We start from the raw sequence: 21,595 nt of genomic DNA on the forward strand, positions 1-21,595 counted from the left end.
GCCCTTGTACAGAGAGAAGATTCCAAGGTTGAGAGAATCTTCACAAGAAGAGCCGTCGAATGCTACTCCTGAGAGCAGGATGATCAGAACCCTGCCGGGCTTTATTCAATCGCCCGTTATCCGTAAAACAAGGCGATCCGTCTGCCTCATGAGCAGCGGATAAGCAGGGTGGTACCGCGTGAGAAGACAAGCTCTCGTCCCTGAAGAAATTCTGGGATTGAGAGCTTTTTTAGCTTTCTTTATATTTTCATATGGGGGTAAGTTCAAAATGAAACATATGTCAGCTGCTGAAATTCGTCAAAAGTATCTGGATTTCTTCGTCAGCAAAGGTCATCGCATCGAACCGAGTGCGCCGCTCATCCCAATTGATGATGCTTCGCTGCTCTGGATCAACAGCGGGGTTGCGACCTTAAAGAAATATTTTGACGGCCGTGTTATTCCGGAAAATCCGCGTATTACCAACTCACAAAAATCCATTCGTACAAACGATATTGAAAATGTCGGAAAAACTGCACGCCATCATACTTTTTTTGAGATGCTGGGGAATTTCTCGATCGGAGATTATTTTAAGGAAGAAGCGATTGTATGGGCATGGGAATTCTTAACGAGCCCAGAGTGGATCGGCTTTGAAGCAGAGAAGCTATCCATTACAATTCATCCGGAAGATGATGAAGCGTATGAGATTTGGAATAAGAAAGTAGGCATTCCTGATGAGCGCATCATTCGTTTAGAAGGGAACTTCTGGGATATTGGTGAGGGTCCATGCGGTCCGAACAGCGAAATTTTCTATGATCGCGGCGAGAAGTACGGTAACGATCCAAGTGATCCGGAATTGTACCCAGGCGGAGAAAACGAACGCTATCTTGAGATTTGGAACCTTGTATTCTCACAGTACAACCATAATCCAGATGGATCGTATACGCCGCTTCCGAAGAAAAACATTGATACCGGCATGGGGCTAGAACGCATGGCTTCTGTTATTCAAGACGTGGAGAATAATTTTGAGACGGATCTTCTATTCCCGATCATAGAAGCAACCTGCCATATTGCAGGTGTGAAGTATGGTGAATCAAAAGAAAAAGATGTAGCGTTAAAAGTTATTGCTGACCATTCCCGTACCGTTGTCTTTGCGATTGGAGACGGTGCGCTTCCATCCAATGAAGGTCGCGGCTATGTCATTCGCCGTCTGCTGCGTCGTGCTGTTCGCTATGGGAAGGTACTGGGCATTGATAAGTCGTTCCTATATACGCTGACACCGGTTGTTGGTGAGGTAATGAAAGCATATTATCCGGAAGTGCTGGAAAAGCGCGAGTTCATTGAGCGCGTCATTAAGAATGAGGAAGAGCGCTTCCATGAGACGCTCAATGATGGACTTCATATTCTTGAGCAGATGGTAGAAGCGGCAAAGAAAGAAGGCCAGACGCAAATTGGTGGACCGGAAGCGTTCAAGCTGTATGATACGTACGGTTTCCCGTTTGATTTAACAGAAGATTTCGCGGCTGAACAAGGGATGACTGTAGACCGCGAAGGCTTCGACACAGCGATGGAAGAGCAGCGCGCCCGTGCTCGTGCCGCTCGCCAGGACGAGGATAGCATGCAGGTGCAGGGTGGTGCGCTTGGCGATATTAAAGTGAAGAGCGAATTCGTCGGCTACAATGAACTTGTAATCAGTGCCAAGGTTGCTGCGATTGTGCATGAAAAACAGGCGGTTGATATGGTAGGCGCTGGTACGGAATGCCAGATTATCCTTGATCGAACACCGTTCTACGCTGAGTCCGGCGGCCAGGTGGCGGATAAAGGGCAGATTCGTTCCGGTGAGGTAGAAGCAAAAGTACAGGATACACAAAAAGGTCCCAATGGACAAAATGTGCATACGGTTCTGGTAGAACGAGGCACATTAAAGGTAGGCGACACGGTAGAAGCGGTCGTAGATCGTGCTTCACGTGCTGATATTATTAAGAACCATACGGCAACGCACCTTTTGCACCGCGCCCTAAAAGATGTACTAGGTACACACGTAAATCAGGCAGGTTCTCTGGTTGCGCCAGATCGCCTTCGCTTTGACTTCTCTCACTTTGGCGCGGTTACGACAGAAGAGCTCGAGCAGATCGAGAAAAATGTAAATGAGCAAATCTGGCGTAATATTGACGTAAACATTACGCGCAAGTCGCTAACAGAAGCAAAAGCAATGGGTGCGATGGCACTGTTTGGTGAGAAGTATGGTGATGAAGTACGCGTCGTACAGGTTGGCGATTATAGCTTAGAGCTGTGCGGTGGCTGTCATGTAAACAATACCGCTGAGATCGGCCTGCTCAAAATTGTAAGCGAAGCGGGTATCGGAGCGGGTACGCGCCGGATCGAGGCTGTGACAGGCCGCATGGCATACGAGTATTTAAATAAACAATTGCAGACGCTTAAGTCTGTGGCAGATGAATTGAAAACAAACATCGCTAATGTACCACAGCGGATTGAGTCGCTGCGTGGCGAGATGAAAGCAATGGAGCGTGAGAACGAATCGCTGCGCGCGAAGCTAAGCAATCTTGAAGCATCTTCGCTTACCGATCAGGTTGCAGACGTTAAAGGGGTTAAAGTGCTTGCAGCAAAAGTAAATGGTGTCGATATGGATAATTTACGTACAATGGTAGATGAGCTGAAAGCAAAGCTTGGCTCAGGTATCGTCGTACTTGGTTCTGTAAAAGACGATAAAGTAAATATTGTTGCTGGAGTAACGGCTGATCTTGTTAAACAAGGCCTTCATGCGGGTAAAGCGGTAAAAGAAGTAGCAGCACGTTGCGGCGGCGGCGGCGGTGGTCGCCCTGACATGGCACAGGCAGGTGGAAAAAACCCAGCACAGCTTCCTGAAGCGCTTGAATTTGTGAAGGATTGGGTTAGCGAGCAGATGTAGTACAGCTTTGAAAAAAGGAATTCGATAGTTTGGGGCGAATATGAAAAGGAAGAAGATCCTTTGAAAGAGGTGCTAGGCAGTGAGTTCCATGGATCATACCATGAAGTTCAATTTTAAGCAGGATGAGGTGGAAGTCGAAGCCAGGGAGGTCTTGCTTCAGGTGTATGGAGCACTTGAGGAGAAAGGCTATAATCCCATTAATCAAATCGTCGGATATTTAATCTCCGGCGATCCGGCTTATATTCCGCGCCATAACAATGCGCGTACGCTTATCCGCAAGCTAGAGCGCGACGAGTTAATCGAGGAGCTTGTTCGTTCATATCTTCGCTCAAATCGGTAGTGCGATGAAGAATTCCTAACGCATGCTGCCTCTTCTTTAACAAAGAAGAGGTGCGTCGTGCGGATACGATTAGGAGAGAATATATGCGTAAAATGGGACTCGATGTCGGGGATAAAACCATCGGCGTCGCAATCAGCGATGAACTCGGTTGGACAGCGCAAGGAATTGAGACCATCCGCAGGGAAGGCAAGAAAAAAGATTATCTTCGCATCGAAGAACTCATAAAACAGTACGATGTCGGGGAAATTATTGTCGGGCTCCCTAAAAACATGAACGGTACGATTGGGCCTCGAGGTGAATTATGCCAGGCTTTTGCAGAATATCTGCATAATCGTTCGCATCTTCCCGTAATATTATGGGATGAGCGTCTAACGACAATGGCGGCAGAGAAGATGTTAATATCTGCCGATGTTAGTCGCAAGAAAAGAAAGCAGGTTATTGATAAGACGGCAGCGATTATTATTTTACAGAATTATCTCGATGCCAAGAAATAGGAGGCTATGCGCATGGATTTAGAAAATGTAGGAATCGAAGTTGGCGAATATATTACAATTACAGATGAAGAGTCAAACCAGGATTATGAGTATCTGGTGATGTACATCTTCGAGATTGAAGACCGCACGTATCTCTGCCTTGTACCGGCAGAGCAAGAAGATGAAGAGGAATATGAAGTAGAATTCTTGCGTTATGAAGGTACGGATACGCTCCAGCCGATTGAAGATGAGCAGGAATGGGAGCAGGTAGAAGCCACATTTGAGACACTGATGAACGAATTGGACAAAGAGGAAAACTAATTCTTGGAAGTGTACCATCTGCGGAATTCATGGGGAAACGAAGTGGAATGGTATGATGTCGGGCTAGCTCGTATGGAACAATACCGCGTACTAACCGAGATAGACGTAGCGGGACAGACGTATGCAGTGCTTATCCCGCTCGATTCCGCTGATCCGCATCCTTACCTGTTTAAGTATTCGCTCGCGGAAGGTGCTCCATTGCTTACACTTATTGAATCAGAGAATGAGTGGGATGAAGCGGTGGATACATTTAGCGTGTGGCTGGATACAAACCAAGCACAGGCATAAAGGAAAATAACCATTATAGATAAAGCATTTAGTCTATATGGTTTATATGTATGAACGATAAGCAGCCCATCTCTTTTCTGAGATGGGCTGCTTATTTTAATTTATAGGTGCATTATCGTGATCGAAAATAGACCATTTTTCCTGCTATACATTTTGCCTACAAAACATTAATATAAATAATAGTTAGTTAAACTAATTAAATAAACTAATTAACTAACTGAAGTTTCTCCCTGGTTTCATAAGGAGGGTTGAAGCTAAGCGGCAGAAATAAAAATTACGGACAAGGAGAAAAAGAGCATGAAGCGTTTTTTCATGGTTGCGGTAAGTGTTATTTGTGTTCTTGGTATCGTAGGCGGTGCTGCGTACTATATCATAGATCGCATGAATTATGTCACTACAGATAATGCGCGCCTAGCCGCAGATACAGTCACCATTGCTCCTCCTTCTACAGGTCATCTTATAGAATGGTCGGTACGTACGGGAAGCCAGGTGCAACAAGGAGATATTCTCGGAATTGAGATGGAAAGCTTATCTGCTGATGCAAACCAGAAGAGTACCGCTGTGCAATCAAATGTTCAGGGACAGCAAGGAGCAGCCGGTACGTCTCAGGCGGCTAACAGAAAAGAAGAGATTACTTCTCCGATCACGGGAACCGTCCTAGAGACCCATGCAATAGCAAAACAAATGGTACAGCAGGGGCAGATCTTAGCCATGATTGCGGATGTATCCAAGCCGCATATCGTGGCCTATATTGATGAGGATCACATTCGAGACGTTACGGTCAATAAAAATGTAGATGTGTACCTAGATGCGTATCCAGGTTCTAAATTTAAGGGAAAGGTCGCACAGATTGGAGGGACGGCTGGCAAATTCCTGACAGCACAGAGTGCTATGAACCAGCAAGGGAATAGCAAGCAGTCCAAGCAAGTCGAAAGGGTTCCCGTAAAAATTACGGTGGAGGATTTTAATAGCAAGTATGTGGCGCTAGGTATGAATGCGACCATAAAAATCCATAAGTAAACGAGTTAGGAAAAGGAGAACAACAGCATGGGAAAAACACGTTATTTACTTACCAATATTGTCATTGTGCTAGTTATCGCTGCTTTGGGCATTGGCGGATACTATTACTATTATGAGTCAACGAATTATGTCACAACCGATGATGCAACCGTAACAGGAGATGTAGTGCCGGTATCTTCTATGTCTGCCGGTAAGTTAACAGAGTGGCAGGGTACAGAAGGCAGTACGATTGATCAGAACCAGGCAATCGGCAAAGTAACCACAGGCAACCAAGTCGCCTCTATTACGACACCGGTTAGCGGCACAGTTGTACAAAGCACAGCAATCAAAGGGCAGATGGTCACCCCGGGACAGCCGTTAGCTCAAGTGGTGGATATGAATAAATTGTACGTTCGGGCAAACATTGAAGAAACCGATATTGCAGATGTAAAAGCAGGCTATGACGTGGATATCATCGTTGATGCCGATACGAATACGACGTTTACAGGGAAAGTAGAAACAGTCGGATATGCAACCAATTCTTTATTCTCGATTATGCCTACGCAGAACGCGAGCGGAGATTATACGAAGGTTGTACAGCGAATTCCCGTCAAAATTTCTGTGGATAATCTCCCAGCAGGGATTGTTCCGGGGATGAATGCAACGGTAAAGATCCATAAGTAAAATGTGATATTGAAGAAAGGAGGTCTTGTCGTATGGAAGTAGAAAATGAACGGACCTCACGTCCGGGGATGGCACAGCACATCCCTTTGCTTTCTGTATTGATGCTCGGGTTATTTCTTGCCATCTTGAATCAAACACTATTGAACGTAGCCATTCCGCATCTCATTAATGAGTTTGGTGTAGAGGCGACGACTGCACAATGGTTGTTGACAGGATATATGCTGGTGAACGGAGCTTTGATTCCATTATCCGCGTTTTTGATTGAGCGCTTTGGAACGCGACGCCTTTTTTTGGCGGCCATGCTGTTCTTTACCATTGGCTCGCTTGTCTGTGGTATCGCGCCATCGTTTTCTGTCATTCTGATTGGTCGTTTAATTCAGGCGGTTGGCGGCGGTATTATGATGCCGCTTGTGATGACGATTATTCTCTCAATCTTCCCTCCCGAAATTCGGGGGAAAGGAATGGGGATTTTTGGACTTGGTATGATGTTCGCACCAGCCGTCGGTCCAACATTATCTGGCTGGGTTATCCAGAATTATAGCTGGCGTATTATGTTTTACGGTATGGTTCCACTAGGTGTGCTGGTGATTGTTCTTTCGTTCATTCTGCTGCGCGATACGAGAAAAGATCAGACCGCAAAGCTTGATGTATGGGGAGCCATTACATCCATCCTAGGTGTTGGAACGTTATTGTATGGATTAAGTGAAGCAGGTACGGTCGGATGGTCTAGTCCGGTTGTTATCGCGAATCTGGTGTTTGGTGTTATTATGCTGGGGGTATTTACGATGCTTCAGCTGCGTTCCGACCATCCGATGCTTGATCTTCGTGTCTTCAAATACGATATGTTCACACTCTCGAATATTATTAGCATCGTCTTAACGATTGCGATGTATGCGGGCATGTTCCTGCTGCCGATTTACTTACAGAATTTGCGGGGCTTTACACCGCTTCAGTCCGGCTTGCTTATGCTGCCGGGTGCGCTGATCATGGGGATCATGTCTCCCATCTCCGGAACTTTATTTGACAGAGTGGGACCACGTCCCCTGGCCATTGTTGGTATGTTGATCACAGCGGTGACTACGTATGAATTCTCACGACTGACACTTGATACAAGCTACAATCATATTCTTGTTATTAATATGATTCGCTCGTTTGGGATGGCTCTTTTGATGATGCCGATTATGACTGCAGGGATGAATCAGCTTCCGCAGGATAAAAACAGCCACGGTACAGCCATGTCGAATACCTTACGGCAGATTTCAGGCTCGATGGGGATTAGTATCGTTACGACCATTTTTAGTATGCGTACTACTTTTCATGTAGGAAAACTAAGTGAACAGGCCAACATCATGGACCCTTCTTTCAGTCAATCTTTCCAATCGTTCACTACGTCTGTAGCTGGCGTTACAGGAATGCAGGGAACACAGGCACAGGAAGCAGCAACCATACTGCTTTTAGGACAGCTTAGCAAAGAAGCTTCCGTGATGGGAATTAATGACGCGTTCTTCTGGGCAACCGGGTTTTCGGTGATAGCTCTAGTGCTAAGTGTATTCTTGCGTGACGTGCGAAAAGATAAAAAACAGGTACAAAAGGTTAAAGAGAGAATTGCACTCCCTGCCCCAGCACGCACGGATGAACCAGGCACTGCCCTACAGTAGGCGTGTGGTGTAAGAGGGGGAGCATAATGAGTGAGGAACAGCATTTGTTAGTGCTTAGCAATCTTTTCCAGGAACTGACGAGAAAAGTAGCGGCTGAAACTTCAAAGCAGTTTGAGCGGAATACATCGTGTCAGATTAGAGGATCTCATGCTTTTATATTGGCAGTATTGAGCGTCGATGGGCCGCAGAAAATTTCGGATTTAGCTCATCGGATGGAGATCACGCTTCCTTCTATCTCGGCGTTAGCAGACAAGCTTGTCTTGCATGGATATGTAGAGCGAAGACGGGCGGATGCGGATCGGCGCATTGTCCTCCTTGTCCTTACGGAAAAGGGGGAAGAGTTTGTTCGAGATTTACACGAAAAGAAAAAAAAGGCGATGCAAAAGTGCTACAGTGTATTGTCAGAAGAAGAGATTGAGACGATCATTCATATTTTCAGAAAAATTTTAGATAATATTACTACACAAAAAGAATAAGTACACCGACTAAGCCGCTCTGCTAGAGCGGCTTTTCGTTAGGCTGCCTTCTTTTTTCAATCCACCTTCTACAGGGAATGTTGTATAATAAATCGATGGAAAGCGGTAGACAAAAGGAGAGTAGGGAAAGAATGCTGAATGAGAAAGGAAGCGTTGTACGAAAGACCATTACGTTTATGTTTATTGTTTTGCTGATTTTTGCACTTGGTATCGGCGGTGCAGCTTATTACGTATGGAATGGTCTACAGCCGATTGAATCGGAAAGTGGGCAGGCAAAGGTTGTTGAGATTCCGCCAAATTCATCCATAAGCAAAGTGGGACAGATCCTAGAAGAAAACAAGCTGATTAAGGATGCGCGTCTATTCTCCATTTATGTAAAAATGAAGGGGAGCGGATCAGACATCAAAGCGGGTAAATATCAACTTGCATCAGGACAGTCCATTGATGAGATGGTTAAAAAAATGGCGGAAGGGGATGTGTATAAGGATACGATTACCGTCACCATTCCAGAAGGGTATACAGTAGTGCAGATTGCTGCACGCCTCGAACAAAAAGGATTGGGGAAAAAGGATACGTTTTTGCAGGAAGTGAACAACGGGAAGTTTCCGCAGGAAATTGTTAAAAGCATTCCGCAGGATAAGCGGATTAAGTACCGTCTTGAAGGTTACCTCTTCCCTGATACGTACGAGTTTAAAAAAGGTACGACCGAGCACCAGATCATTGAGAGAATGCTTGAGCGCTTCGAAAAAGTGTGGGATGAGAGTTGGGATGCAAAGGTCAAGCAGCATACGCTAACGAAGCATCAGGCTGTTACGCTGGCATCGATTGTAGAGCGCGAAGTACGATCAGATGATGAACGCCAGAAAGTAGCCGGTGTGTATTACAATCGAATTGCTCAGCAGATGCCGCTGCAGGCAGATGCTACCGTGCAATATTTATTCGATAAACAAAAGGAACGTGTGATGCATAGTGATCTACAGCAGGATAGCCCATACAATACGTACAAAGTAAAGGGACTTCCGCCAGGGCCGATTGCAAGCCCGGGAGAAGCTGCGCTGCACGCGGTTGCCAATGCTGAGAAGCATGACTATTTGTTCTATGTAACGAAGAAGGATGGAACCGGACAGCATTATTTTGCGGCGACCTATCAAGATCATTTGAAAAACATCAATAAGAGCAAGACGAATCAAAAATAGATTTTGCACTATGAGTGTGCTATTATAGAGAAGTTTATGAGAAAATAACGAGGTGTAAATAAAATGATAACCTCAGACCATATTGTACGTTATATGGAGTCGCTAGTCCCTGCGCGTTCTGAGCTGCTTTCGCGGATGGAGCGGGAGGCGGAAGCGGAACATATTCCGATCATTCAGCTTCCGAGCGCTCAGCTGCTTCGCTTCGTAGTTGCGATGCATAAGCCGAAGCGGATTCTAGAGGTAGGCATGGCCATCGGCTACTCTACGATCTGGCTTGCTGAGGCAGCGCCCGATGCGCATATTACATCAATTGAGATTTCAGAAGAGATGGTTGCGCGTGCGAGACGCAATTTTGTGGAAGCGGGTGTAAGCGACCGGATTACGGTACTGCATCAGGATGCACGAGACGGCTTAGCCGGAGAGTATACATTTGACTGTATATTTTTGGATGCAGCCAAAGGTCAGTACCATGTGTTCTTTGAGCAATATGCTCCATATCTTGCAGAGGGCGGGCTGTTAATTTGTGATAATGTGTTTTTTCGCGGCATGGTGGCCGAAGAGGACATACCAAAGAACAAGCGCAGCATGATTGTGAAGCTGCGCGCGTTCAATCAATTTTTAGCGGAACATCCGGCGTTTGAGACATCGTTTGTCTCGATCGGCGACGGACTGGCGTTATGTGTAAAACGGAGGGAAGTAACGTGAAAAAACCGGAATTGCTCTGTACGGCTGCTGATTTAGATGAGCTGGTGCAGGTTATCGAAGCCGGAGCCGATGCGATAAGCATCGGACATGAACAATACGGTCTGCGAGTGGCGGGTAACTTTGAATTGGACGAGATCCGCCAGGCGGTAGAATTGGCGCACGCACGAGGTGCCAAAGTATATGTATCAGTAAATGCGCTGTTTCATAATGATGATCTCAAGGGTCTTCCTGCGTATCTAAAGGCGCTTGAAGCCGCGGAAGTAGATGGGATTGTATTTGGTGATACAGCCGTTGTTATGGCCGCGCGTCAGATTGATTTGCAGGTACCGCTGCATTGGAATGCAGAAGTACTCACAACCAATTACGAAACGATTAATTATTGGGGCAGAAAAGGCGCGACACGCGCTTTTGTCGCCCGTGAGCTGAATATGGATGCGATTGTGGAAATCAAGGAGAATGCAGAGGTAGAAATTCAGGTACAAGTGCATGGCATCACATGTATTTTCCATTCTCGCCGTGACCTTGTGACAAACTATGAGAAATTTACAGACAAAGAAGCAGTACCTGCAAGCATGGATCGTAAGCTGTTCATAACGGAAGAGAAACGAGAAGATCTCCAGTATCCGATCTTTGAAGACCGCAATGGCACACATATTATGAGTGCGGAAGATATCTGTATTCTAGAATATCTAGATGAGCTGATGGATGCAGAGATTGACAGCTTTAAAATCGAAGGCATCATGAAGGATAGCGAGTACAATACAAAAGTAGTGGCCATTTATCGTCGGGCTATTGATGCATATGCTGAGAACCCGGATGAGTTCCAAGAGATTGTAGGGGGATTGCGACAAGAGCTTGACGCTATCCAGCCTTCTTCTCGCGAACTGACCACTGGTTTCTTCTTTAAAGAGCAAGTTTATTAATGAGGTGATTTATTATGACGGAGACAAACGTCATTTCGAATAAGAAGATCATAACACCGCGCGGCCCGCTGCTGCAGAAGCCGGAAGTTCTCGCTCCTGCAGGGAATCTTGAGAAGCTAAAATTCGCCGTTCGTTACGGTGCGGATGCGGTGTATATCGGAGGACAAAGTTTGGGCCTGCGTGCCAATGCGGATAATTTTTCATTTGATGAGATGAAGGAAGCGACCGAATTTGCTCATGCGCATGGTTCCAAAGTATTTGTGGCCACGAACATTATTGCCCATAATGAAGACTTGCACCAAGTGGATGACTTCATGCGCAATCTGTATCGCTCTGGAATCGATGCCATTATTGTTGCGGACCCGGCGCTTATCGAACGAACGAAGCAGGCGGCACCGGACTTAGAGCTGCATCTAAGCACCCAGGCTTCCACAACAAACTGGCAGACTGTTCAATTCTGGAAAGAAGAAGGGGTAAGCCGTGTTGTGCTTGCGCGTGAAGTATCCGTACGTGAGATACGTGAAATCAAAAAGCATGTAGATATTGAGATTGAAGCGTTTATCCACGGAGCGATGTGCATCTCATATTCTGGACGCTGTGTGCTATCCAATCACTTTACTGCTCGTGACTCCAACCGCGGCGGATGTTCGCAATCCTGTCGCTGGCAGTACGATATGTTTGAAGAACTGCCGCAGAGCGAGGGATCGCTTGAGCAGATCGGCAAAAAATCACTCCCTATGTTCGGTGAGCAGGACCCGCAGTTTACGATGAGCTCCAAAGATATGTGCATGCTTGGCTTCCTACCGGATATGATTGAAGCAGGTGTGGACAGCTTCAAAATCGAAGGACGCATGAAAAGCATTCACTATGTTGCAACAGTAACCAATCAGTACCGTCGTGCGATTGATGCTTATTTTGCGGACCCTGAGAATTATAAGCTGAATCCAGAATGGATGGAAGAAATCCGCAAAGCGTCTCACCGTTCATTGACGACTGGATTTTTCTACGGTGTACCGACAGAGCAGGATCAGCTATACGGTGAAAATGAAGATATGCCGGAATATAATTTTGCCGGTCTGGTACTTGATTATGATGAAGCGTCCCGCATTGCAACACTCCAGCAGCGCAATAAGTTTAGCATAGGTGATACGGTTGAATTCTTCGGCCCGACGATTTCACGTTTTGCACAGACCGTAACGGAGATGTGGAACGAAAAAGACGAACCGATTATGTCTGCACCGCATGCGATGCAGATTGTGAAAGTGCGCATGGATCATCCGGTTGCAACTCATGATATGATGCGTAAGGAGAAAAAATAATCGATGACAGCACCCATTATTATTGGCGTGGCAGGTGGTACCGGCTCGGGCAAGACGACGGTAGCCCGTGAGATTTACCGCCAGTTTGAGAATATGAGCGTTGTCATGATAGAACAGGATGCTTATTACAAAGACCAATCCCATTTAACAATGGCAGAGAGGGTACAGACAAATTATGACCATCCGCTTGCGTTTGATAATGATCTTCTGATCGAACAGTTGGATAGTTTGCGTGCTCATAAAGCAGTCAAAAAGCCTGTGTATGATTATACATTGCATACTCGTTCAGCAGATACGGTATACGTCGAGCCTAAAGATGTCATCATTCTCGAAGGCATTCTCATTCTTGAAGATGCGAGGTTGCGTGACCGGATGGATATTAAAGTGTTCGTTGATACAGATGCTGATGTGCGGATCATCCGTCGGATGCTGCGCGACATCGCGGACCGCGGACGTACGATTGAGTCGGTTGTCGAGCAGTATTTAACCGTTGTGCGGCCGATGCATATGCAGTTTATCGAGCCAACCAAGCGTTATGCTGATATTATTGTTCCGGAAGGCGGACAGAATCGCGTAGCGATAGATTTGCTTACTACGAAAATTAACACCGTTCTACAGTCGCTGTAACTACAAGCGCCAGTCTCTTTATTCGGGGCTGGCGCTTATATGTTTATCCCCTTTTGTTCAAGGAAAGACTGAAAAAATAGTCGATTACTTGGAAGGGGCGTGCGTGATGCCGCAAAATCGAAAGAAGCGCCGGATGTTTGTCGTTCTCTTGCTGTTCACGTTTTTGTATACAGGAATGATTACGCGTCTTGCCTGGATTCAGGTTATTGATACGCGTTCTTTTTCACCACATAAAGTAGATCTAATCGAACGCTCTGTAGCACAGCGAAGGGAGAAGATTGTGCTTGATACCGGGCGTGGGATGATATATGACCGAAACGGTGTACCGCTAACCGGGGAGGAACAAACGGGCTTAGCGATTTTTCCTCTGGTTCGTTATTCGCTTGGTGATAACGAAAAAATAGGTAGACTAAGTGAGATACTGGGTATTACAAAAGAGGAAACCCACCACTTGCTTGAAAATGCAAAACAAGCCGGGTTCTGGCGAGATAGGAACGGAGAAGTGGTCGCTCTGCATGAAGATCAGACGCGTCAGATTGAGGGGTTAAAAATTGCCGGCGTCGTTGCGCTCCCAGTAACCACACGTTACCCGAAGAGTGGGCTGGCTCGCCATATTGTAGGCTTTATTGGACAAAATGCAAAGCTGATCGAAGAGAAGTATCGGGATGATCTTGATGCCGGATTGCTTCGTTCCACAAGCAAGGTGGGCGTGCTGGGTCTTGAGCGGTCCTTTCAGCCATTTCTCTCCGGTGTAGGAGAAAAATCCGTGTCTTATTTCGTAGATGGCCGCGGAAATCCGCTGAATGGACTTGACGTACGGCTTCATGAAGCGGAAAATTCTTTTTATCCCCTTACGTTAATGACGACGATTGATGCCAGTATACAGGCACAAATAGAAGCGGCATTTGACGAACATGCTATAAAAAAAGGTGCAGCGGTTGTATTAGATGTCGCATCACGTGACGTGTTATCGATGGTATCGCGCCCTAATCTTGCACGAGAACACTCAGATGCTACTTCTACTAGCTGGAAGAATCGGGCGATTAAACAGGCAGTACCAGGTTCTATCTTTAAAATTGTAGTAGCAGCGGCAGCGCTTGAAGAGGGAGTGGTAAAGCCGGACGATCGTTTTACCTGCCAAGGAAAGCTGGGCAAATACGGCTTTTCCTGCTGGAAAGAAGGTGGACATGGGGAGGTTACGTTTGAGGAAGCATTCGCGGAGTCATGCAATATTACCTTTGCTGAGGTAGCCAAAAAAGTCGGCGCGCAAAAGCTGCAGGAATATGCGGTACAAATGGGTTTAAATCAGCAAATCGGATGGGAGAAATACCCTTTTTATAAGTTGGGTACTTTTAGACAATTGGATGGCGAAGAAAAAGGACGCGTGTTTGCTCATAATCTCCCGAAGAATGATGAAGGCATTTTGATTCAGACAGGTATTGGGCAGCGGGACGTGCAATTAACCCCGCTTCAAGCAGCGAATATGGCGGCAGTAATTGCAGGAGATGGCCGTAAACAAAAGGTACGTGCCGTCCAGTCTATTAATTATCAGAACGGAACGACGTTTTACCGCTTTGAAGACCGTCCGCTTGACGGTGCTGATATTTCGCCTGTAACAGCACAGATACTGCGTAGATTTATGGAAGATGTAGTGGAAGACGGTACAGCAATGATGTTAAAAGACCTGCCATGGAAGGCGGCAGGTAAAAGCGGGACTGCACAGACGGTTGTTGATGCAAAACCTCGGAACAATCAATGGTTTGTCGGTTATATTCCACGCGAGAAGCCGCGTTACGCGATTGCCGTGCTTATAGAGGATGCGCCGACGTCAGGGGTAAATCAAGCAACACAATTATTCGGAACCTTTGTTAGAAAGCTTGCTGAAGCGGAGAAAGCGAAGACTGCAGTCGATAAAAAAATTATCAAGTAAGTTTATAGAGAGCAGATCATAAAGGGAGAGGTGAGGAGTATTTTATATCAGCTTTTTCATAGATTTCGACCATCTAGCAAAATTGGTACCATTCTTCTAGCCGGGTTTATTCTTTCATTATTGCTGCTGTTTGTTTCGGCAATGATTATTGATGAGGTTCTAGAGAAGGAAATTGATTGGTTTGACCGGGCCGCTTATGATTTGTTTCATCGTCTTCATAGCGACTCGTTTACGGCAGATGTTATTTTCTTAACGGATATGGGTGCAGCTCCCGCGCTTATCGTTATTTTTGCTTTGGTTGCGGGCATCTTGATTTGGCACAGACAGCGTATTGAAGTGCTGATGTTAGCATTGGCGCTTGGTGGTGGAGGCTTGTTTAATTATGGTCTGAAAATGCTGTTCCGCCGCGACCGTCCGAGCTTTGAGCATTTAGTTACCGCAGAAGGCTATAGCTTTCCGAGCGGGCATGCGATGGTCTCCTTTATCTTTTATGGCATGCTTGCCTATTTAGCTTGGTATTATCTCAGAAAGCGCGGTATGTGGCGTTGGGTTGCGCCAATATGTCTTGTGGTCTTTGCCATTGCCATTGGTTGCAGTCGCATCTATCTTGGTGTGCACTATGCAAGTGATGTGATCGCAGGGTTTACGATTGGCGGTGTTTGGCTGACAGCTTGTATTATCGGTCTGCATCTGCTGCATTGGTATTTTGGGAAGCAGAAGAAAGCGATATGATGCTTACCCGGTATGTTTCGTGTGGAATTCACAAGTGATATGATTTTTCATTGTAGTTTTTGCTATAATGGTGGATGATAGCAGAATGAAGTACATATTTAATGCAACGATAAGGAGTTGACGAATTGTGAGTGAAGCAGTAAGCACACTCGAGGGCTGGTATGCCCTGCACGATTTCCGTTCTATCGACTGGACTGCATGGACAAGCGCACCGGAAGCGGAGCGCAAGCAAGCATTAGAAGAACTGCATGGATTTATGAATAAGTGGGCTGATGTAGAAGCAAATAAGCAGGGAAGCAGCACTGTCTTTACCGTTGTTGGACATAAAGCTGATATTGCCTTTATGCACCTGCGCCCGACGTTAGAAGAGCTTGAAGCGGTGGAAACTGAATTCAATAAGACATTGTTTGCGATGTATACACTGCAAGATTATTCGTATGTTTCTGTTGTGGAGCTGAGCAGCTACATGTCACAGGCTGAGAATCCAGAAGAAGATCCAGCCATTCAGGCACGCTTAAAGCCGGCTCTGCCGAAGACAAAGCATGTATGCTTCTATCCGATGAATAAGAAGCGTGAAGGTAATGATAACTGGTACATGCTGTCGATGGAAGAGCGTCGCGGTATGATGCGCAGCCACGGAATGATTGGCCGCAGCTATGCAGGACGGGTGACACAGATTATCACAGGTTCTGTTGGCTTTGACGATTGGGAATGGGGCGTTACATTATTCGCTGATGATCCGGTTGTGTTCAAAAAGCTCGTATATGAGATGCGTTTTGATGAAGCGAGTGCACGCTTCGGTGAATTCGGTACATTTATTGTCGGCAATCGCTTGAGCGAAGAACGTATTGATCAGTATTTTGCCCTATAGATGTATAGTGGTTTGTATAGAAAAGAGGAGCCAGATCCGGCTCCTCTTTTTTGTTGAGTACGTTTATTGGTAGATAAGGTATTGCTTTCGCTCTTGTTTAAATTTGGAAAGCTGCAAAGCATATTTGGCTTCGATTTGTTGTGGGCTGAGGCCTTGGGATAGATAAAGTCCGATTTTGTTCGTACCCATAATCTTATCGAACATAACGATTGATTTACCGCTCTTCGGCACTTTGAACTTGTTCAGCGAACGGGCATAGGCTAGAGCATAGATGCCCGTTTTTGCAGGATTGAATGTACGGTAATTTGTAATTTTTAGCCGAACTCCGCCTGCAGATCCGCGCTTCTCGGGAAGGAAGGTAACGCCTGGCAGCTTTGCTTTATTTAGTAGAGCAGCGTATTTTTGTGAATTGATTCCTTTGCCACCGATCCACGTAAATGCATCAGCTTGGAAAATTCCGGTTCCTTCGCCAAGTCCGGTGGCATTATAGCCGAATACAGATTGAAGATTGGGCATAAGCGGAGAACTCTGCACCCAACGTAATCCGGTATCCTGATAAATCATGCTTCGCGTATAGCCTTCCATTGGAATCACATGCAGCTTGGCACCGATAAGCCGGTTAAAGAATTGTGCCAACTCGCCTGCTGTCATGCCATGGGTCATCGGCAGGTTGTCTACCCCAACAAACGTTTTATATTTGTCTTCAAGTACAGGCCCGTCCACAATAAGTCCGCCCAGTGGATTTGGTCGATCCAATACAATGATAGGTTTTTGATTTTGCTTAGCCGCTTTCATAGCGTAATTCAAGGTGGACATATACGTATAGGACCTGGCACCGATATCCTGCATGTCAAAGACCAGTACATCGATGTTTGCAAGCATGCTTGCAGAGGGCATTCTAGTCTTGCCGTACAGGCTGTAAATCGGAATATGTAGGGTTGGGTGCATGCTTGACTCTACATACGCTCCAGCTTTAGCTTTGCCATCAATGCCATGCTCCGGGCTGTACAGCGCAGTCAATGAAGCATTCGGATATGTCGAGAGTACTGTGATGGTGCTGATACCTTTGCTGTTAACGCCGGTCTGATTCGTAATCAATCCCACTCGCTTGCCATCAAGTAATGAGGCGTATTTTTCGAGAAACACTTCGTTTCCTAAGCGGAATTCGCTCGCCTTTGCCTGATTAGGCAGAATAGAGGTGCCAATCGCCAGCAGAAAGGCGAATAAGAGCAGTGTGATTCTTTTCATCTTCTTCTCTCCCTTGTTGCAGCAAACAAAACAGGTAGGCAGTTAGGGTTACATGTCTGTCTCGTTTCCTTACGATTTTCTTCTATATAAATGGACGCAGGAGTAGAGAGATAGTTTTGTATAAATACCTCTTTTTTTTCCATGTTTTTTCTCCGATATAATACAATATACATACGTACATAAGGCATCTTTTTATCATATAGAGGGTGAAAAGAAATAGGGGGAGAACATGAATAAGAAAAAAATGATCGCAGGCTTCATGGTGGTGTCCCTAGGTTGTTCTATATTCGGGACCATTGCACCAAACACATTTTCTAAAGCGGTAGTTTATGCGGCTGCTATGGACGAGGTACATGATTTACGGTTTACCCGTTTAACGGATACGGCGGCGGAATTCCAATGGCGGGGTACAGCGGACACAGTACGTGTGGAGATTAAAAAGCGCAGCAATAATGAGATTATATACAACAAAGAAGTTACAAATCGTAACGTGTCTGTCTCTGGATTAAAATCTGATACAGAGTATGAGGTGTATTTTGGCGGGGAATCAGTGGCTATATTCCGGACACGTGGAGATCGTTATAATGACTATCGATACAATCGCTATTACTATGACGATTATTATTATGATGATCGCTATTACTATGAGGATGGATATTATTACAATGGGCGCTGGTATTATTATGACGATAGAGATGATAATTACAGATACGTCCGCAATTTTACGATTGACGATAAAGATGATACATCAGTCGAGATGTCCTGGAGCGGGACGTCTAGTAACGTATATGTAGAGGTAAAACCGAATAACAGCGGATACACAAAAGGCAAGTGGGCGAATCGAAGCGCTACCTTTACCGATCTTTCGACAGACACACAATACTCTGTCTATATTGACGGACGCTATATGACTGCATTTCGGACGGAAACGACAAGCAAAGCGTCCGATGTTTCCATTAATAAAAACACGGCAAACCGCTCTGTAGAAGTTACATGGAAAGGAACAAGCGGTTCGGTTAAAGCGGTAATCAAGCGTGGGGATAGCCAGGTAGAAGAGAAGTGGACAAGTGAGAAAAGAGTGAGCTTTTATAACTTGGATTACAATCGGACGTACTCCTTATATATCGACAATAAATATATTCAAACGTTCTCACTAACGCATTCTGATACGCCATCTTCAGTCTGGCTGCCGACTGTATATCCACCGGCTCCTTCCTACAATCCAAGTATAGCGGCGTCATTTTCCGATGTGCAGGGACACTGGGCGCAATCTGCAATTGAACGACTTGCTTCCTATGGTGTTGTGCAGGGGTTTAGCGATGGTACGTTTCTTCCTAGAAAACAGGTGAGTAGAGAAGAATTTACAGTAATGCTCGTCTCCGCTCTTAAAATTCCTGTTGATACTGGAACTACGGGCTTTAGAGATATAGCGGCGACGCATTGGTCCGCTCCGTATATTGCTGCTGCCGTACAGAACCGGATTGTTTATCCTAATGAGTATTATGGGCAGCGTTTTATCGGACAGCAAGCCATTACGAGGGAGGATGCTGCCATTATGGTTGCACGTGCCTTAAAGCTTACGCCTGATAAGGAAGGTCTATTTTTCAGTGATACTGATTCCATTAAAAATCCGGGATTAGTAGGCGCTGTAGTGAAAGAAGGAATCATGTCAGGACTCCCAAATGGCCGCTTTGATCCGAAGGGAAGTCTTACTCGTGCTGCGGCTGCTGTCATGCTCAATGAATTTTATCACCCATATTAATGTAGAGAAGCTGGGAAATCCCAGCTTTTTTGCGTAAATGGTTGAGTTTTTGGTATATACTTAGGTAGAAAAAGAAACTTTTTTTACATGGCTTCGTTTATAATAACAAAGCTAAAATAGGATATTTGGTTCACATCTCATACAGCAGCGCAACAGTTATTTGTACTTTTATATAGGAGGCGACATGTATGGATACCTCATCGAACAATCGCTTGACTTCAGACCCGCTTTCATTGACTGAGACGCCGGTGCAGAAGCTAGAGAGCACAGATATTACGAAGCTGCCGGAAGAAGATCAGAAGAGGATTCAAGAGATCGCTAAACAGATCGAAGTAAAAGACAGCGGATCGATTCTCCAATATGGTGTAGGGTTGCAGGGAGAGATTTCCCGCTTTTCTGATACGGTGCTTGATCACGTACGTGCCAAGGATAGCGGTGAAGTCGGACAGGCTTTGACTGAATTGATGCTTAAGGTAAAAGAAGTGGACACGGATACGCTCTCAGGCAAGAAAGGAAGCTTCCTATCCAAGGTTCCTGTGCTCGGTTCTTTTATGAAGTCGGGTAAAAAATTCTTGGCGCAATATGAAAAAATGGGTACACAAATCGAGTCCATTACACGGCAATTGGATAAGGCGAATATTCAACTGCTGAAGGATGTTTCTCTATTGGACACGTTATATGAGAAAAATCGGGAATTCGTGCATCAGCTTGACTTATATATTGCGGCAGGACAGATGAAGCTTGCGGAACTGGAAAGAGAGGTGCTGCCCAAGCTACAGCGAAAGGCGGAGATGTCGCAGGACCCTGCGGATGTACAGGAACTCAATGATATGGGGCAGCTTATTAATCGCCTGGAGAAAAAGATCCATGATCTGGTACTGACCCGTACGGTAACGATACAATCGGCTCCGCAAATCCGGCTTGTACAGAACAACAATCAGGTGCTTGTCGAGAAAATCCAGTCGTCCATCCTTACGACGGTCCCGCTTTGGAAAAACCAATTAGTCATCGCGATTAGCTTGCACCGTCAGAAGCAGGCACTAGAAGTACAGAAGCGTGTGGCGGATACGACGAATGAACTGCTGCTGAAGAATTCGGAGCTGCTTAAGACGAACTCCATTGGTATCGCTAAAGAGAATGAGCGGGGGATTGTAGATGTAGGTACGTTGAAGAAGACGCAAGCGAACCTGGTGGAGACACTTGAAGAGACGCTCGCCATTCAGCAGCAGGGACGTGAGAAGCGTCGGCTTGCTGAAACTGAGATTGATAAGATGCAGCAAGAGCTTAAGGATAAGCTCACTGCACTTGCCATGCAGCGTCAAAGCCGTTAGAAGTGAGAGCGCAGAGCAACCTGCGCTCTTTTTGTATGAACATGCTTGATTTATGCAAGCGTAGTAACTCGCACGAATGGCCAGATTACTACCTTTTTCTTTTTAGCATAATGCAGGATGGGCTGATCCTTCGCTAAAGGAAAGCGTAGGGGTGCAAGCATGGAACTATGGACAATATCTGCACCAGCATGCTGTAGCTCCCAAGGCGTATGATGGATATCTCCTCTGTATATATAGCGGTCGTCGTACGTATAGAGACAATACCGCTCGGTTAGCCACTGTTCCATAGAACCGGGAGAAGCGTAGAATACATCTGATGTTGGTGTATAGTGTGCTCGAAAAGAAGCTGGATAAGAAGGTCGATGTATGCGATGGCTATGGTAGATGATCTCCTTTGCGGTTAGCCTTACATCAATACGCGCTCGATAATAAGGAAGAGACAATAGCTTTCTTGCAGCAATGACAGCGAGCAGGTGGGCAGCATCCAAGCTAAAGAAAAAAACACCGGGTTTGCCATCGTAGGTGACATAGGTTCGTACATTAATCTCTGGAAAACTGCTGGTGCCGGGAATAGGAGGAAGGCCGCGCAAGCGAATATGACTCATATCGAAGGGAACGATACCGACCCAGGCGAATCCGTCAAGTGTGTCCACATGCAAGGGAGAAGGAATGAACTCTTTAATATATGACACAGAGACCGGCCAATGGGCAAATAAAAGATGATTCCATGTTTGCGTCATAACCCACGGTTTGGTGGGCAGCGAAAATGGGCGATGCTGGGTTACATGCAGGATGTCCAAGTTGGTT

The 21,595-nt window shown here is 45.8% G+C and carries 21 protein-coding genes; 19 read left to right on the forward strand and 2 right to left on the reverse strand.

Going from position 1 to position 21,595, the window contains the following annotated elements; genetic code table 11:
• The first annotated feature begins 268 nt into the window (after positions 1 to 268).
• The 17 genes from alaS to hemQ all read left to right on the forward strand — a co-directional run bounded on the left by alaS (position 269) and on the right by hemQ (position 16,447).
• On the forward strand, positions 269 to 2,905 hold the full coding sequence (gene alaS / locus AB3351_RS12700) for an alanine--tRNA ligase (RefSeq protein ID WP_371147509.1): 2,637 nt from the start codon (positions 269 to 271) through the stop codon (positions 2,903 to 2,905).
• A 79-nt stretch (positions 2,906 to 2,984) separates the two neighbouring features.
• Positions 2,985 to 3,245, forward strand: coding sequence for an IreB family regulatory phosphoprotein (locus tag AB3351_RS12705; RefSeq protein WP_371147510.1), 261 nt, complete (start codon positions 2,985 to 2,987; stop codon positions 3,243 to 3,245).
• Positions 3,246 to 3,328: 83 nt separating this feature from the next.
• Positions 3,329 to 3,739, forward strand: coding sequence for a Holliday junction resolvase RuvX (gene ruvX / locus AB3351_RS12710; protein WP_371147511.1), 411 nt, complete (start codon positions 3,329 to 3,331; stop codon positions 3,737 to 3,739).
• Between the two features lie 12 nt (positions 3,740 to 3,751).
• On the forward strand, positions 3,752 to 4,039 hold the full coding sequence (locus AB3351_RS12715; RefSeq protein ID WP_371147512.1) for a DUF1292 domain-containing protein: 288 nt from the start codon (positions 3,752 to 3,754) through the stop codon (positions 4,037 to 4,039).
• A gap of 9 nt (positions 4,040 to 4,048) precedes the next feature.
• The gene (locus tag AB3351_RS12720) at positions 4,049 to 4,327 is read left to right on the forward strand and encodes a DUF1292 domain-containing protein (protein WP_371147739.1); all 279 of its coding nucleotides are present in this window, start codon (positions 4,049 to 4,051) and stop codon (positions 4,325 to 4,327) included.
• Positions 4,328 to 4,624: 297 nt separating this feature from the next.
• Positions 4,625 to 5,347 carry an HlyD family secretion protein gene (locus AB3351_RS12725; RefSeq protein WP_371147513.1) on the forward strand — a complete coding sequence of 241 codons (723 nt, stop codon included), beginning with the start codon at positions 4,625 to 4,627 and terminating at the stop codon, positions 5,345 to 5,347.
• Positions 5,348 to 5,374: 27 nt separating this feature from the next.
• The gene (locus tag AB3351_RS12730; RefSeq protein WP_371147514.1) at positions 5,375 to 6,010 is read left to right on the forward strand and encodes an HlyD family efflux transporter periplasmic adaptor subunit; all 636 of its coding nucleotides are present in this window, start codon (positions 5,375 to 5,377) and stop codon (positions 6,008 to 6,010) included.
• Positions 6,011 to 6,042: 32 nt separating this feature from the next.
• Positions 6,043 to 7,668: a DHA2 family efflux MFS transporter permease subunit gene (locus AB3351_RS12735; RefSeq protein ID WP_371147515.1), complete on the forward strand. Its 1,626-nt coding sequence runs from the start codon at positions 6,043 to 6,045 to the stop codon at positions 7,666 to 7,668.
• Between the two features lie 26 nt (positions 7,669 to 7,694).
• On the forward strand, positions 7,695 to 8,144 hold the full coding sequence (locus AB3351_RS12740) for a MarR family winged helix-turn-helix transcriptional regulator (protein ID WP_371147516.1): 450 nt from the start codon (positions 7,695 to 7,697) through the stop codon (positions 8,142 to 8,144).
• Positions 8,145 to 8,275: 131 nt separating this feature from the next.
• Positions 8,276 to 9,340 carry an endolytic transglycosylase MltG gene (mltG, locus tag AB3351_RS12745; protein WP_371147517.1) on the forward strand — a complete coding sequence of 355 codons (1,065 nt, stop codon included), beginning with the start codon at positions 8,276 to 8,278 and terminating at the stop codon, positions 9,338 to 9,340.
• Positions 9,341 to 9,403: 63 nt separating this feature from the next.
• Positions 9,404 to 10,045 (forward strand): O-methyltransferase, encoded by a 642-nt coding sequence (locus AB3351_RS12750; RefSeq protein WP_371147518.1) that lies wholly within the window; start codon positions 9,404 to 9,406, stop codon positions 10,043 to 10,045.
• A complete protein-coding gene (locus tag AB3351_RS12755) occupies positions 10,042 to 10,968 on the forward strand; it encodes a peptidase U32 family protein (RefSeq protein ID WP_371147519.1) in 927 nt (308 codons plus the stop codon). The genes AB3351_RS12750 and AB3351_RS12755 overlap by 4 nt, the downstream gene beginning before the upstream one ends.
• A gap of 14 nt (positions 10,969 to 10,982) precedes the next feature.
• Positions 10,983 to 12,287, forward strand: coding sequence for a peptidase U32 family protein (locus AB3351_RS12760; RefSeq protein ID WP_371147520.1), 1,305 nt, complete (start codon positions 10,983 to 10,985; stop codon positions 12,285 to 12,287).
• A gap of 3 nt (positions 12,288 to 12,290) precedes the next feature.
• A complete protein-coding gene (gene udk / locus AB3351_RS12765) occupies positions 12,291 to 12,914 on the forward strand; it encodes a uridine kinase (protein WP_371147521.1) in 624 nt (207 codons plus the stop codon).
• Between the two features lie 106 nt (positions 12,915 to 13,020).
• Positions 13,021 to 14,844: a peptidoglycan D,D-transpeptidase FtsI family protein gene (locus AB3351_RS12770; protein WP_371147522.1), complete on the forward strand. Its 1,824-nt coding sequence runs from the start codon at positions 13,021 to 13,023 to the stop codon at positions 14,842 to 14,844.
• A gap of 30 nt (positions 14,845 to 14,874) precedes the next feature.
• Positions 14,875 to 15,576, forward strand: coding sequence for a phosphatase PAP2 family protein (locus AB3351_RS12775; RefSeq protein WP_371147523.1), 702 nt, complete (start codon positions 14,875 to 14,877; stop codon positions 15,574 to 15,576).
• Between the two features lie 127 nt (positions 15,577 to 15,703).
• Positions 15,704 to 16,447 carry a hydrogen peroxide-dependent heme synthase gene (gene hemQ / locus AB3351_RS12780; protein WP_371147524.1) on the forward strand — a complete coding sequence of 248 codons (744 nt, stop codon included), beginning with the start codon at positions 15,704 to 15,706 and terminating at the stop codon, positions 16,445 to 16,447.
• Between the two features lie 63 nt (positions 16,448 to 16,510).
• Here the strand turns inward: hemQ and AB3351_RS12785 are convergent, their stop codons facing one another.
• A complete protein-coding gene (locus AB3351_RS12785) occupies positions 16,511 to 17,695 on the reverse strand; it encodes a DUF1343 domain-containing protein (RefSeq protein WP_371147525.1) in 1,185 nt (394 codons plus the stop codon).
• Between the two features lie 229 nt (positions 17,696 to 17,924).
• Between AB3351_RS12785 and AB3351_RS12790 the strand changes: the two genes are divergently transcribed.
• Together AB3351_RS12790 and AB3351_RS12795 are read left to right on the forward strand one after the other, a co-directional pair.
• Positions 17,925 to 19,457: an S-layer homology domain-containing protein gene (locus AB3351_RS12790; protein WP_371147526.1), complete on the forward strand. Its 1,533-nt coding sequence runs from the start codon at positions 17,925 to 17,927 to the stop codon at positions 19,455 to 19,457.
• A gap of 188 nt (positions 19,458 to 19,645) precedes the next feature.
• Complete coding sequence (locus tag AB3351_RS12795; RefSeq protein WP_371147527.1) at positions 19,646 to 20,788, forward strand: toxic anion resistance protein; 1,143 nt, start codon at positions 19,646 to 19,648, stop codon at positions 20,786 to 20,788.
• A 50-nt stretch (positions 20,789 to 20,838) separates the two neighbouring features.
• Here AB3351_RS12795 and AB3351_RS12800 read toward each other — a convergent pair whose 3' ends face one another.
• On the reverse strand, positions 20,839 to 21,588 hold the full coding sequence (locus AB3351_RS12800; protein ID WP_371147528.1) for a YqjF family protein: 750 nt from the start codon (positions 21,586 to 21,588) through the stop codon (positions 20,839 to 20,841).
• Positions 21,589 to 21,595: the final 7 nt, after the last annotated feature.

This window comes from Aneurinibacillus sp. REN35 (assembly GCF_041379945.2).
GTDB lineage: Bacteria > Bacillota > Bacilli > Aneurinibacillales > Aneurinibacillaceae > Aneurinibacillus.

Excerpts from the sequence above, each read along its gene's own strand:
- ruvX (WP_371147511.1), top strand. The coding sequence starts at position 3,329 with ATGCGTAAAATGGGACTCGATGTCGGGGATAAAACCATCGGCGTCGCA.
- AB3351_RS12785 (WP_371147525.1), bottom strand. The coding sequence starts at position 17,695 with ATGAAAAGAATCACACTGCTCTTATTCGCCTTTCTGCTGGCGATTGGC.
- AB3351_RS12735 (WP_371147515.1), top strand. The coding sequence starts at position 6,043 with ATGGAAGTAGAAAATGAACGGACCTCACGTCCGGGGATGGCACAGCAC.
- AB3351_RS12730 (WP_371147514.1), top strand. The coding sequence starts at position 5,375 with ATGGGAAAAACACGTTATTTACTTACCAATATTGTCATTGTGCTAGTT.
- mltG (WP_371147517.1), top strand. The coding sequence starts at position 8,276 with ATGCTGAATGAGAAAGGAAGCGTTGTACGAAAGACCATTACGTTTATG.
- AB3351_RS12725 (WP_371147513.1), top strand. The coding sequence starts at position 4,625 with ATGAAGCGTTTTTTCATGGTTGCGGTAAGTGTTATTTGTGTTCTTGGT.
- AB3351_RS12715 (WP_371147512.1), top strand. The coding sequence starts at position 3,752 with ATGGATTTAGAAAATGTAGGAATCGAAGTTGGCGAATATATTACAATT.
- alaS (WP_371147509.1), top strand. The coding sequence starts at position 269 with ATGAAACATATGTCAGCTGCTGAAATTCGTCAAAAGTATCTGGATTTC.
- AB3351_RS12750 (WP_371147518.1), top strand. The coding sequence starts at position 9,404 with ATGATAACCTCAGACCATATTGTACGTTATATGGAGTCGCTAGTCCCT.
- AB3351_RS12795 (WP_371147527.1), top strand. The coding sequence starts at position 19,646 with ATGGATACCTCATCGAACAATCGCTTGACTTCAGACCCGCTTTCATTG.
- udk (WP_371147521.1), top strand. The coding sequence starts at position 12,291 with ATGACAGCACCCATTATTATTGGCGTGGCAGGTGGTACCGGCTCGGGC.
- AB3351_RS12760 (WP_371147520.1), top strand. The coding sequence starts at position 10,983 with ATGACGGAGACAAACGTCATTTCGAATAAGAAGATCATAACACCGCGC.
- AB3351_RS12740 (WP_371147516.1), top strand. The coding sequence starts at position 7,695 with ATGAGTGAGGAACAGCATTTGTTAGTGCTTAGCAATCTTTTCCAGGAA.
- AB3351_RS12770 (WP_371147522.1), top strand. The coding sequence starts at position 13,021 with ATGCCGCAAAATCGAAAGAAGCGCCGGATGTTTGTCGTTCTCTTGCTG.
- AB3351_RS12790 (WP_371147526.1), top strand. The coding sequence starts at position 17,925 with ATGAATAAGAAAAAAATGATCGCAGGCTTCATGGTGGTGTCCCTAGGT.